Source organism: Edaphocola flava (assembly GCF_004118155.1).
GTDB classification, from domain to species: domain Bacteria; phylum Bacteroidota; class Bacteroidia; order Chitinophagales; family Chitinophagaceae; genus Edaphocola; species Edaphocola flava.
In genome coordinates this window covers 238,168-250,323 of sequence record NZ_SAIQ01000001.1, presented here as the reverse complement: position 1 = coordinate 250,323, position 12,156 = coordinate 238,168, and the positions used below count along the sequence as shown (strand labels likewise).

Here is a 12,156-nt window from a genome sequence, read left to right as displayed (position 1 = left end):
TTTATAAACACAATGAGGAAAATAGTATTAATGCTTTGTCTGCTGAGCCTGGCCAATACGGCTTCGGCACAGAAGACGATTAAGGGGAAGGTGTATGAGCCGGACGAGGAAAATTCTCTAGGAGATAATAAGGAATTTGTAGAGGCTCGCTATTACGATGTAGTACTAAGAAAGCATAGATTCAGTGAAGAAGGTTTAAGAATTGCCGGTAGCGATACAGCAGCTTTTGCATTTACCCTGACTAAGGAACAGCTACGAAAATATAAGTTCATAGAATTTGGGTCTCTTTGGGGCGGTACGTACCGTGTATTGAAAATAAAGGATATAGGCCCGGATTCGATAGATGTTATCCTACGGAGGCTTAATTATGAGTATGATGGAGAAGTGCAGGTATTAAAACCCGCCATCTATCTATATCCTGAACAGGAAACAGCTGTTTCCATAAAGCATACGTTCAAGGGTACCGTACTCAATACCTTCCCCGAATATAAAGATGGCTGGAATGTAGTGGCTAGTCCGGATGGGAAGCTTAAAAACAAGGCCGATGGTCGTAGTTATAACTACCTGTTCTGGGATGGATCGACTCATTTCGGTAAAGAGCACTTTGCGTACAAGGATGGCTTTTATGTATCGCGCAAAGAGATTATACCATTTTTACAGCAACGCCTGGCACAGATGGGTCTGAACGAAACGGAGATCAACGATTTTATCGTGTATTGGTTACCAGCACTGAACAAAAATGAAACCAATTTCATCCACTTCTGGGTGAATGATGATATAGACCACTCTTCAAAACTTTCGGTCACTCCCAACCCCGAGACGGTTATTCGCATCTTTATGGAATACAAAGCCTACGATGGTAAAACGCCAAAGCTTCCAGAGCAGCAGTTGCCGCAAACGGTAAGAAAGGGTTTTGTGTTAGTAGAATGGGGTGGTGGAACCATCGGTAGCGGAAGACTAGAGTAATCACAGATACATTAAGGATTTATGAAAAACATAATAGCAGGCATTATTTGCCTTATCGGATTCGTATACACTGCTACAGCACAGAAAACAATTAAGGGTAAGGTGTATGAATGGAGCAACGGACTAGATACGATAGATGGAGAACAGGTAGATACTGAGTACTATGAAGAATGTGCTTCATATGTCATCTTTCTTAAGGAAAAGGAAGATGGAAGACGTAAGGATACATTTGCCTGGGGCAGCACTTCTGCATTTGAATTGACCTTGGATCAACAGCAGTTGAAAAAATACAAATTTCTGGAGTTCGTGAAATTTCCATCCGGTGATAAGAACGATATTGTTGCAATAGAGAAGGTTAAATCTGATTCTATAGATGTAGAATTGTATTTTGTAGTTTATGGTCAGAAACTGGATCCGAATGCATATGTCATGAAACCCGCTATCTACCTCTATCCCGAGCAGGAAACAGCCGTTTCGATTAAGCATACCTTCAAGGGTACGGTGCTCAATACCTTTCCCGAATACAAAGATGGCTGGAATGTAGTGGCGAGTCCGGATGGGAAGCTGAAAAACAAGGCCGATGGCCGTAATTATAACTACCTGTTCTGGGATGGATCGACTCATTTCGGTAAAGAGCACTTTGTGTACAAGGATGGCTTTTATGTATCGCGCAAAGAGATTATACCATTTTTACAGCAACGCCTGGCACAGATGGGTCTGAACGAAACGGAGATCAACGACTTTATAGTGTACTGGTTACCGGCATTAAGTAAAAATGAGACCAATTTTATCCATTTCTGGGTGAATGATGATATCGACCATTCTTCAACGCTGGATGTAGAACCTAAACCGGAAACAGTAATTCGTGTGTTTATGGAATACAAAGCCTACGATGGTACAACGCCAAAGCTTCCAGAGCAGCAATTACAGCAAACGCTAAGAAAGGGTTTTGTATTAGTAGAATGGGGTGGTGGTGCGATTGGCACCTCAAAAGTGGAATAATCAGGAAAGTATAGCACGTATCTCCAGTTCATCCTGTGCAATGCGTGCTTTCAGCTCTTCCAGGCCGGAAAATTTCTCCTCCCCGCGTACATAAGCGATAAACTCCACATATAACTTCTCTCCGTAAATATCTTCATTGAAGTCCAGGATGTTTACTTCCAGCGTCACAATATTGTCGTCTGTTACGGTCGGGCGCTTGCCTATGCTCATCATACCTTTATACACACGATCCTTGTGCTGTACCTTTACTGCATAGATACCGATACCCGGCACCAGTATATCCCCGTAAGTCGGTTGCAGGTTAGCCGTAGGGTAGCCGATGGTACGGCCTATTTTATTGCCGTGTACCACTACCGCTTCGAAACCATAAGTGCGTCCCAGCATCTCAGTCGCAGTAGTAATTTGCCCCTGCATGATCGCTTTACGAATCTTGGTAGAGCTTACATCTGCTTCATGGATCAGGTGTTCGGCAATCTCGATTACCTGCACAGAAGCCGGCAGCATTTCCTTTAAAGTATGGATATTGCCCGAGCGGTTATGCCCGAAATGGTGGTCATATCCGATAATGATGGTATATGGTTTGAACGTATTGTATAAGAAGTCGATCACATAATCCTCCGCACTCATCATCGAAAAATCGCGGGAGAACGGAATGACGATAATATGATCAATACCCTCGGCAGTAATACGGGCCATTTTTTCTTCCAGAGAAGACAGGAGGCCCAGCGGCTGGTCGGGTTGTATAATTTTGCGCGGGTGCGGTTCAAAAGTAAGCAGGATACTTTCGCCTCCTACACTCTTCGCCCTGTCCACCACATGCTTGATGATCTTCTGATGCCCCTCATGTACCCCGTCGAAAGAGCCGATCGTCAGTACAGGATTACGGAATGCTGGAAGGTCATGGGTCGCAAAAAATACACTCACTTTAGTCGCTTTTATTTCGGGATTAATCGATTCGTTTCAGGTTGATCGTAGTACTCGGAGATACCACCAGCGGGAACTTCTCTATCGTTACATCAGAAGGGTCCAGTCCGAAACCTTTCTCTTCAGATAAGCTGATGTTTTTCAGGATGAAATATCCGCGCATCACCATCTTCTCAAACAAAGACAGTTCATTATCTCTCGACAGGAATTTCTCCAGTACAATGAAGCGGAAATCGCCGCGTACATTATGGCTGCTCAGAGACTCATATCGGCTCACGATATTCACCTCTTTATTGGCCACCAGGTCTTCCACCACCTTACGGAACATCAGTTGCACCTTTTGTTCCACACGGAAGCCCAGTCTGAATTCGATACGGATGATCTCATTCGGGATAATGGTATGTACAGAATACTCGGTAGTATAAGGCTCATCCAGTACATGCACGTGTACAAACCAGTAGATGTCGGCACGTTTCGGTTTTTTGTACAGGATAGAGTAAATAATTTTATGTTCGATCTCTTTATGATCATCTGCACTGGTCAGATATACCAGGTGTGTAGCATATTTAGGAATAGAACGGTCGTTGGACAGATCCTGTATAATCGGCACATAATCTTCCAGGCGTACAAATTCCACGTAGCGGTTTTTGATCTTGCGGGCACGATACCATACATACATGATACCAAACAGCACTACCGCAATCACCAGGGTCACCTTACCACCATGCTCAAACTTATCCAGGTTGGCAATCAGGAAAGATACCTCAATGGTCAGGTATACCAGCAGGTACACCAAAATCAGCATCTTGGAAATGCGGCGGGTATACAGGTAAAAGGCAAACAGGGTAGAGGTCATGATCATAGTCAGGGTAATGGATAAACCATAAGCACCTTCCATATGCTCTGAACTACCGAAATAGAATACAATCATACAACAACCGGCAAACAGGAACCAGTTGATCGCCGGAATATATAACTGACCACGTTCTGTAGTCGGGTAATTGATCTTCAGCTTAGGCCATAAGTTCATTTTAATAGCCTCACTTACCAGCGAGAAGGCTCCGGAAATCAGTGCCTGAGAGGCAATAATCGCTGCAAAAGTAGCCACTACGATACCAATAGTACGGTATTGCTCCGGAATAATCTGGAAGAAAGGATTTACCTCTCTCGGCATCACCTTACCATGATAATGGTGCAGGATCCAGGCACCCTGACCGATGTAGTTCAGGATCAGGCAGACCTTAACAAAGATCCAGGACATGCGTATATTGGCACGGCCACAGTGGCCCAGGTCGGAATAGAGTGCTTCAGCCCCCGTAGTACAGAGGAATACCGCACCCAATATCCAGAACCCTTTAGGCTCTGCGATCAGTAGTTTAATACCGTAATAAGGATTGATGGCTTTAAAAATGGCTGCATCATCACCAATGTGGATCAGGCCAATGCCCGCCATCATCAGGAACCATAATAACATAACAGGCCCGAATAGCTTACCAATCGATTTGGTGCCGAACTGCTGCATTAAGAAGACCACAGCCAGGATCGCGATTACGATAGAGATTGTAGTACTCTGGGATTGCTTCAGTCCCTCAATAGCCGAGGTAATGGTAATGGGGGGGGTAATGAGCCCATCGGCCAGCAATGCCGCACCGCCGATCATACCAATGATTACAATCCATTTGGAGTGTCGCCTCACCAGCGCATACAGGGAGAAGATGCCTCCTTCGCCGTTGTTGTCTGCCCGCAAGGTGAGCCATACATATTTAATAGTGGTCTGAAGGGTCAGGGTCCAGATGATCAGGGATACACCACCCACAACGAGCAGTTCATCAATCACGCGGTCTCTGACAATGGCACTCATAGTGTAGAGCGGAGAAGTACCGATATCTCCGTAGACAATTCCTAATGCGATAATAATACCGGCTAAGGATAACTTTTTAGACTGTGCACTCACGGCTTAAAAGAGATTTTAGACGACAAAGGTATACGGAAATTCCAAACTACAAAATTATTGTTCTGTGTAAAATCTTTTACAGAAACATGACAAAGGCTTTTGTAGTTACGAAAACTGATGTATTTTCGCAGGGTGTGTCCTGCAATGCGGTTACCAACCGGAAATCAGTACCTTGCACGCTGTAAATAATATATTCAATACCACGTATGTTACATATTATACAACAAGTCCTTTTTATTCTCGTTCTGGGTTTTGCATCGTTTGTCTTCTATAAAAAGATCATGTCCATCCGCCGGAATATCAACCTCGGTAAAGAGGAAGTTTTCGGAGGTGATACTGGCCTGCGCTGGAAAAATGTCTTGCTGCTGGCCTTCGGACAGAAGAAAATGTTTAAACGCATGACACCGGCTATCCTGCACTTCTTTGTATATGCAGGGTTCATCATTATCAATGCAGAAATGCTGGAGATCGTGCTGGATGGTATATTAGGTACCCACCGTTTATTCTCCCCGTTCCTGGGTGTAGTATATCCTGTGCTTTTAGGTATGTTCGAGATACTGGCACTGACAGTACTGGTATCCTGTGTGATCTTCCTGATCAGAAGAAACGTACTGAAGCTGAAACGCCTGACTACCGGTGAACTGAGCGGAGGATGGCCTAAAACAGATGCAAACCTGATCCTGGTTACAGAGATCGTACTGATGTCTTTACTGCTGATCATGAATGCCTGTGACTATAACCTGCAGCAGCTGCATGCAGAACATTATGCGCAAACCGGACCATTCCTGATCTCTCAATATATTGCGCCATTATTTTCCGGCCTGAGCGAAAGCAGCCTGCTGGCTGTAGAGCGTGGTGCCTGGTGGATCCACATTATCGGTATCCTGGCCTTCCTGAACTATCTGCCTTATTCTAAGCACTTACATATTGTACTGGCCTTCCCTAATGCATACTATGCATCGCTGGAGCCTGCCGGAGAAATGCACAATATGAAGGATATTCAGAACGAAGTATTATATGCTATGGAACCGGATAAAGCACCTACAGAAGTGCCTGCAGATGCAGCGATGCCTAAGTTCGGTGCTAAGGATGTGATGGACCTGAGCTGGAAAAGCTTGCTGGATGCCTATGCCTGTACAGAATGTGGCCGTTGTACCGCCAGCTGTCCGGCCAATATTACCGGTAAGAAACTGTCTCCGCGCAAGATCATGATGGATACCCGCGACCGTCTGGAAGAAGTAGGTAAGAACATTGATGCCAATAAAGAATTTGTAGACGATAACAAATCGCTGCTGCATGATTATATTAGTACTGAAGAATTAAGAGCCTGTACCAGCTGTAATGCCTGTGTAGAAGCCTGTCCGGTAAGTATTAATCCGTTGAATATTATCCTGGAGCTGCGCCGTAACCTGTATATGGAAGAAAGTAATGTGCCGCAGGAATGGATGCAGATGTCTAACAATATTGAAAATAACATGGCTCCGTGGAAAATGAGCCCTAGCGATCGTGATGCCTGGGCACATAGCTAATCCACAGCCTCAATACAACATATTATGATGAATGATCAGTTTGCCTTTGCCCTCAGCGCCCGCAGAAAATTTGCACAATGGGTAGAGGAGTTAAGTACAGATCAGCTGAATACTATACCGGAGCACTTTAAAAACAATATAGCCTGGCACCTGGGACATATTGTAGTCAGTACGGAAATACTGTGTTATTACAAAACAGGTGTAGATCCTGAAAGAGTAATCGAAGGAGTGGAAAAATACCGTCATGGTACCAGGCCGGAAGCCTATATACCTGCCGAAGAAATTACACGCCTGAAAGACCGCCTGGTGGTATCGCTGGAAGAGATTAGTGCAGATTATGCTGCCGGTCGTTTTGCAACCATAACACCATTCCAGACGATGACTTTCGGTTTTGATATGGATAATATAGATACAGTGCTGCAGTGCTGTACACACCACGATCTCCTGCACTTGGGCCAAGCCGGTGCCATGAGTAAGCTGGTATAGAACATAAAAAGAAATAATTTTACATAAAATTACGCTAGAGCATGACGGTAAAAACAATGGCCGAATATATGGCTGAAGGAACGGAACCAGAAGTATTGTTTTGGGTTGGATGTGCAGGAAGTTTCGATCAGCGCGCGCAAAGAATTACCAAAGCCTTTGTACAGATTCTGAATAAAGTAGGTATACAGTTCGCAATCCTGGGTCAGGAAGAAGGGTGTACGGGAGATCCTGCCCGCAGATCCGGCAACGAATTCCTGTTCCAGATGATGGCTTATAATAATATACAGGTGTTGAATGGCTACGGTATCAAAAAGATCGTAACTGCCTGCCCGCACTGTTTTAATACGCTTAAAAATGAGTATCCTGCACTGGGTGGCGAGTATGAAGTGATTCACCACGCTACTTTCCTGCAGCAGCTCATCAATGATGGCCGCATTGTTATGAAAGAGGGTGGAACCTTTAAGGGTAAAAAAATTACCTATCATGACAGCTGCTACCTGGGGCGTGCCAATAATATCTATGAAGCACCGAGAGCCGTACTGGAAGCGATGGATGTAGAGCTGGTAGAAATGAAGCGTTGCCGTACCAATGGCCTTTGCTGTGGTGCCGGTGGAGCGCAGATGTTTAAGGAAGAAGAACAGGGTACAACCCGCGTGAATTTTGAACGTACACAAGAAGCGGTAGCGACCGGTGCATCAATCATCGCCGCAAACTGTCCTTTCTGTACTACCATGCTGATGGATGGGGTGAAAAACCAGGAAAAAGAAGATAGTGTACAGGTTCTGGACATTGCCGAAATGATTGCACAAAGCATTTAACCCAAATACAGCCCTTAGGGCTCTATATTCATTCACCCTAAAAACAAAATTCAATATGAAAAAAGTAATTTTTACCGCTCTGGCTGCAGTTGCAATCTGCACTACAATTGGTCTGGTATCTTGCTCTAAAAGCTATGAATGTGAATGTTCATATGACGATGGAAGCGGTACTAAACAAACCAACAACTCTACTCTGGCAGGATATACCCGTGTAGATGCCAAAGCTTCCTGCGATGCAATTGAGATCGGTCTGAAGTCCAGCTTCTCCGATGTTTCCTGCTCGCTGAAATAGTGTTTACCGCAAACTTGTAAATTGGGAATTCATTTTTCCGTAACTTTAAGCCATGAAAAAGAAAGTATTGTATGTAACGGCGGTGGCATCAATTCTCCTGCTGCAGTCTTGTAAAAGAGATTATACCTGCTCTTGTGTGAGTTTAAATAACGGTGAGTATAGTACAAAAGATACGGCCATTGAAAATTCAACAAAAGCAGATGCCATATTTAATTGCGAACTGATCGAAGGTCAGAAGCAGAAAGACTATATTGAAAATGATAGTAAAGACACCGTTAAATACTGTAATCTCAATAAAAGTTAAGTTTTAAAAATACTAAAAAAGCATATAAATTTAGAAGGGCATTCTCTACGAGAATGCCCTTCTAAATTTATTATTTCCTTAATGGTATAGTTCGAAAAAAAGCGTATTTTTAGTACAACTAAACATCCCCGATTTTGACAGAACAAATCATCAACTTAGAATCCGTAAATCCCATTGAGTTTTTTGGTGTTAATAACAACAAATTTGACCTGATAAAGAAGCGATTTCCCTTACTGAAAATATTATCCCGAGGTTCACAACTCAAAGTCGTAGGCCATCCCGATGAAGTTGCTTTAGCAAAAGACAAAATTGGATTAATTGTACAGTACCTGGAGAAAAACGGACATCTTTCCGAAGATTATTTCTCTACCATATTAGGCGACGCCGACGGAGGCGTAGACGATAATGCCGTCAGCAGTATTCTTGACATCGATTCTGATAACAACATCATTGTTTTTGGAAACAATGGTAAAGTCATTAAGGCAAAAACGAAGAATCAGAAATTACTCGTAGCTACTGCAGAGAAAAACGACATCATCTTCGCGGTAGGGCCTGCCGGTACCGGTAAAACGTACACCGCCGTAGCGCTGGCTGTAAGAGCGCTGAAAAACAAATCAGTGAAGAAAATAGTATTGACCCGCCCGGCTGTAGAAGCGGGTGAGAGCCTGGGTTTCCTGCCCGGAGATCTGAAGGAAAAAATTGATCCGTACCTGCGTCCTTTATACGATGCCCTGGACGATATGATTCCGCCGGATAAGCTCAGCTATTATATGGCCAATCGCATTATAGAAATTGCACCCCTGGCGTATATGCGTGGTCGTACGCTTGATAACTGTTATATTATCCTCGATGAGGCACAGAATACAACCGATCTGCAGCTGAAAATGTTCCTGACCCGTATAGGACCGGCTGCGAAAGCCCTCATTACCGGGGATATGTCGCAGGTCGATCTGCCTAAAAACCAGAAATCAGGCCTGGCCCGTGCCCATCGCATCCTGAAAAATATCGATGGTATCAGCTTTATCGAACTGACAGGAGATGATGTAGTGCGCCACCGATTGGTAAAACAGATCATCAGAGCATATGATCATGAAACTGAAAGAGAAGATAAACTGAAAGAAAAGTACAAAGAAGAACGACGTGCCCAGTATGGCACACCACCGGCAGAGCCGCAAACCGGAGTAGAGCCGGAGCATACAGAGCCGAGACAAGCATCTTAATGCAAATAATTGCAATCATAATAAAAAAGTGCACCACTTATGGTGCACTTTTTTATTATGTGTTCTTTATAGAGGCTACCTGCTGCTTCCGGATACCTCTTTTGCCGAGATAAACGAAGACAATGGAGAAGACCAGCGCAGCTATTCCTGTCTTCATCAGTGATTTGATTGAGGTTACATCTGGATCCTGCCAGAGAAATTTTTTAACTAAAGTGCTCACAATACTATAGACCAGGGTCATAAGTATAATTCTGAAAACCGTTTTCATGTAATGGATTATGGGTTAGGAGATTTGTCCGCCGGAACCTTGTAAAGATAATAATAAGTGAGGTGAATAAAATGCACAAAAATTGTGCAATACTGTTTCTCTTAAAATTACTGTGTGCATACACACAAATCAATTAATTTTGGGCGCACAAACATAATCAATGAACCTGAATCATAAAGTAGTAGCCATTACCGGGGCCTCTTCCGGGATCGGAAAAGCACTGGCTATGGATGCCCTGAGCAGAGGAGCACAGGTGGCTGTATGCGCCAGAAGCCTGGAAAAATTACAACAAGCTTATCCGCAGCACGAAAATATCTTATGCGTACAGGCTGATGTGTCTAAAGAAGAAGATTGTTTTGCCTTTATAGATGCTGTTATGGCCAAATGGGGCAGGGTAGATGTACTCATCAATAATGCAGGCAACAGTATGCGTGCTTTGTTTGAGGAACTGGATATAAAAGTACTGCGCGAGCTGATGGATGTAAACTTCTGGGGAACGGTATGTACGACCAAAGCGGCTTTGCCAAGCATTATTAAAAACGGAGGGACCATTGTAGGCGTATCTTCTATTGCCGGTTACAGAGGTTTGCCGGGCAGAACAGGTTACTCTTCCTCCAAGTTTGCGATGCAGGGCTTCCTGGAATCGCTGCGTACAGAACTGCTGTATAAAAATGTAAATGTCATGTGGGTAGCGCCTGGCTTTACTTCTTCCAATATCCGCAATACCGCACTGGCTGCAGATGGTAAGGCACAAAAGGAAACCCCGCTTGATGAAAGCAGACTGATGAGCTCAGAAACCTGTGCCCGTATTATCCTTGATGGTATTGAGAAACGCAAGCGTACTATTGTTATGACATCACAGGGCAAGCTTACAGTACTGCTGAGCAAACTGTTGCCAGGCTTCCTTGATAAAATGGTATTCAACCATTTCGCCAAAGAGCCGAATAGTCCGCTGAAGAAATAATAAAGAAATACTAGAAAGATACAACCGGTTGCCCTTTGCGGAACCGGTTTTTCCATTTTACCCACTGACCAGCAGGCAACAGCAGCATAATCATAATGCCCAGTTGTTCTATAAAGAATACATTGGCAAACAAAGACGTAGTGATAAAGATAATCAGACCGGAAGCGATCAGCAGGCGGTCATATTTACGGGTGAAAAAGCCGACCAGGAATAGGCCCTCTGCCAGGAACACCAGCTTCTGTCCTACATTGACCAGCTCGGGATGGCGGATCAGCCAGGTGTACAGTGCCGTAAGGTTGGTACCGGGATTGAGAAACACATATTCGGCAATCTGTTCCTTCATCGTCATGATCCCGTAATCCCATTGCCACATAGCCCCATTGATGAGTTTCAGGATGAAAGTAGAGCCATATACCCAGCAGGCATAATAGCGGGCACCTTCCCATAATAAGCCGAAGGTGCTGTCCCGGCGGGCACAGAAGGGAAGTATACCGATCCATAACAGGAACAGGTAGTGCTGGTTGAAATCTACATATACATTGGTGGTTACAATCAGCAGCAGGAACAGCAGGGCAAACGCAATAGCCAGCCAGGATTTTCGCGGAAACAGGAAGAGCAGGATCACCACTGCAAATAGCGCAGCGGTAAAAAATACTGATGTAGCATAATGCTGGGTGAGCAATTGACCTATACCACTGATATTATACAGGAGATGGGTAATATTATAACTGGCACGGGTCAGCACAGGCTGGGCCAGTTGCATGGGTAGTGTATGCGAATAGGCCCTGAGCAGCAGGCAGAACAGGCAATGGATCATAACCAGGCGGGTAATGATGACCCGGTTGGTGGCAAAAGGAGAAGTGCTGGTATTATTCATGGATCAGTACTTTACTGCTGTCGGTAATAAGTTGTGCCTGTTCGTCAAACCGGGTCCAGTATCTAGTGACCTCTATTGTTGAGATCGGTTGCCCCAGGTTTTGCGACATGTATCTTTTCAGCCAGGCCGGGTATTGCTGTGCGGCATCAGGCGTATTGCCCATGCGTTCGGCATAGTGGTCCGGGAGGTGTAATTTGCGGGCCAGGGACGCATAATTCTGGTTGGCCGGATCGGTATAACCATTGCCCATTATCCGGTCATAATGGAGTATAGTATAGGTAAAGAATATTTTTTTATGATCATTATAAGTAGGCAGGTTAAAAGTTTGTCCATCGTACTTTAATACATAAAAAGTATAGTTCTGATGCTCTGCAGGATTAAGTTCGGTAGAGAACATACCCCAGGTATATACCGGTGTCAGGTCGAAGAACATAAACGATGTATATCTTGTCTGGATCAGCAATACAGAGCCTACTATAAAGGCAATAACAAAACGGTACAGTCTCCTGTTCTGTTGTTTGAGCCGGGCCAGATAAGTATTTTTCATACGGT

Annotated in this window: 14 protein-coding genes; 9 read left to right on the top strand and 5 right to left on the bottom strand. The window is 44.3% G+C overall.

Annotation, left to right across the window (positions count from 1 at the left end):
- Window positions 1-12: 12 nt before the first annotated feature.
- Both EMP01_RS01200 and EMP01_RS01195 read left to right on the top strand, forming a co-directional pair.
- On the top strand, window positions 13-966 hold the full coding sequence (locus EMP01_RS01200) for a hypothetical protein (RefSeq protein ID WP_129019673.1): 954 nt from the start codon (window positions 13-15) through the stop codon (window positions 964-966).
- A gap of 21 nt (window positions 967-987) precedes the next feature.
- Window positions 988-1,968, top strand: coding sequence for a hypothetical protein (locus EMP01_RS01195; RefSeq protein ID WP_129019672.1), 981 nt, complete (start codon window positions 988-990; stop codon window positions 1,966-1,968).
- On the opposite strand, the gene EMP01_RS01190 is transcribed toward EMP01_RS01195, so the two are convergent.
- Both EMP01_RS01190 and EMP01_RS01185 read right to left on the bottom strand, forming a co-directional pair.
- Entirely contained in the window at window positions 1,969-2,892 is a 924-nt protein-coding gene (locus EMP01_RS01190) for a bifunctional riboflavin kinase/FAD synthetase (RefSeq protein WP_129019671.1), read from the bottom strand. It lies immediately after the preceding gene.
- 22 nt (window positions 2,893-2,914) lie between these two features.
- Complete coding sequence (locus EMP01_RS01185) at window positions 2,915-4,846, bottom strand: KUP/HAK/KT family potassium transporter (protein WP_129019670.1); 1,932 nt, start codon at window positions 4,844-4,846, stop codon at window positions 2,915-2,917.
- Window positions 4,847-5,052: 206 nt separating this feature from the next.
- Here EMP01_RS01185 and EMP01_RS01180 point away from each other — a divergent pair, with 206 nt between their 5' ends.
- From EMP01_RS01180 to EMP01_RS01155, 6 genes are all read left to right on the top strand, one after another.
- Window positions 5,053-6,375 (top strand): (Fe-S)-binding protein, encoded by a 1,323-nt coding sequence (locus EMP01_RS01180; RefSeq protein ID WP_129019669.1) that lies wholly within the window; start codon window positions 5,053-5,055, stop codon window positions 6,373-6,375.
- A gap of 24 nt (window positions 6,376-6,399) precedes the next feature.
- Window positions 6,400-6,861, top strand: a complete 462-nt coding sequence (locus EMP01_RS01175; protein ID WP_129019668.1) for a DinB family protein — start codon at window positions 6,400-6,402, stop codon at window positions 6,859-6,861.
- A gap of 41 nt (window positions 6,862-6,902) precedes the next feature.
- Window positions 6,903-7,679, top strand: coding sequence for a (Fe-S)-binding protein (locus EMP01_RS01170; RefSeq protein WP_129019667.1), 777 nt, complete (start codon window positions 6,903-6,905; stop codon window positions 7,677-7,679).
- Between the two features lie 55 nt (window positions 7,680-7,734).
- Window positions 7,735-7,971 (top strand): hypothetical protein, encoded by a 237-nt coding sequence (locus tag EMP01_RS01165; RefSeq protein ID WP_129019666.1) that lies wholly within the window; start codon window positions 7,735-7,737, stop codon window positions 7,969-7,971.
- Between the two features lie 52 nt (window positions 7,972-8,023).
- Window positions 8,024-8,275 (top strand): hypothetical protein, encoded by a 252-nt coding sequence (locus EMP01_RS01160; RefSeq protein ID WP_129019665.1) that lies wholly within the window; start codon window positions 8,024-8,026, stop codon window positions 8,273-8,275.
- Between the two features lie 134 nt (window positions 8,276-8,409).
- Entirely contained in the window at window positions 8,410-9,495 is a 1,086-nt protein-coding gene (locus EMP01_RS01155) for a PhoH family protein (protein WP_202615968.1), read from the top strand.
- A gap of 55 nt (window positions 9,496-9,550) precedes the next feature.
- On the opposite strand, the gene EMP01_RS01150 is transcribed toward EMP01_RS01155, so the two are convergent.
- The gene (locus EMP01_RS01150; RefSeq protein WP_129019663.1) at window positions 9,551-9,763 is read right to left on the bottom strand and encodes a hypothetical protein; all 213 of its coding nucleotides are present in this window, start codon (window positions 9,761-9,763) and stop codon (window positions 9,551-9,553) included.
- Window positions 9,764-9,923: 160 nt separating this feature from the next.
- Here EMP01_RS01150 and EMP01_RS01145 point away from each other — a divergent pair, with 160 nt between their 5' ends.
- Window positions 9,924-10,727 (top strand): SDR family oxidoreductase, encoded by an 804-nt coding sequence (locus EMP01_RS01145; RefSeq protein WP_129019662.1) that lies wholly within the window; start codon window positions 9,924-9,926, stop codon window positions 10,725-10,727.
- Window positions 10,728-10,737: 10 nt separating this feature from the next.
- On the opposite strand, the gene EMP01_RS01140 is transcribed toward EMP01_RS01145, so the two are convergent.
- Window positions 10,738-11,604, bottom strand: a complete 867-nt coding sequence (locus EMP01_RS01140; protein ID WP_129019661.1) for a hypothetical protein — start codon at window positions 11,602-11,604, stop codon at window positions 10,738-10,740.
- Window positions 11,597-12,151 (bottom strand): hypothetical protein, encoded by a 555-nt coding sequence (locus EMP01_RS01135; RefSeq protein WP_129019660.1) that lies wholly within the window; start codon window positions 12,149-12,151, stop codon window positions 11,597-11,599. Before EMP01_RS01135 ends, EMP01_RS01140 begins: the two co-directional genes overlap by 8 nt.
- Window positions 12,152-12,156 lie beyond the last annotated feature (5 nt).

Excerpts from the sequence above, each read along its gene's own strand:
- EMP01_RS01200 (WP_129019673.1), top strand. The coding sequence starts at position 13 with ATGAGGAAAATAGTATTAATGCTTTGTCTGCTGAGCCTGGCCAATACG.
- EMP01_RS01195 (WP_129019672.1), top strand. The coding sequence starts at position 988 with ATGAAAAACATAATAGCAGGCATTATTTGCCTTATCGGATTCGTATAC.
- EMP01_RS01180 (WP_129019669.1), top strand. The coding sequence starts at position 5,053 with ATGTTACATATTATACAACAAGTCCTTTTTATTCTCGTTCTGGGTTTT.
- EMP01_RS01175 (WP_129019668.1), top strand. The coding sequence starts at position 6,400 with ATGATGAATGATCAGTTTGCCTTTGCCCTCAGCGCCCGCAGAAAATTT.
- EMP01_RS01170 (WP_129019667.1), top strand. The coding sequence starts at position 6,903 with ATGACGGTAAAAACAATGGCCGAATATATGGCTGAAGGAACGGAACCA.
- EMP01_RS01165 (WP_129019666.1), top strand. The coding sequence starts at position 7,735 with ATGAAAAAAGTAATTTTTACCGCTCTGGCTGCAGTTGCAATCTGCACT.
- EMP01_RS01160 (WP_129019665.1), top strand. The coding sequence starts at position 8,024 with ATGAAAAAGAAAGTATTGTATGTAACGGCGGTGGCATCAATTCTCCTG.
- EMP01_RS01150 (WP_129019663.1), bottom strand. The coding sequence starts at position 9,763 with ATGAAAACGGTTTTCAGAATTATACTTATGACCCTGGTCTATAGTATT.
- EMP01_RS01145 (WP_129019662.1), top strand. The coding sequence starts at position 9,924 with ATGAACCTGAATCATAAAGTAGTAGCCATTACCGGGGCCTCTTCCGGG.
- EMP01_RS01140 (WP_129019661.1), bottom strand. The coding sequence starts at position 11,604 with ATGAATAATACCAGCACTTCTCCTTTTGCCACCAACCGGGTCATCATT.
- EMP01_RS01135 (WP_129019660.1), bottom strand. The coding sequence starts at position 12,151 with ATGAAAAATACTTATCTGGCCCGGCTCAAACAACAGAACAGGAGACTG.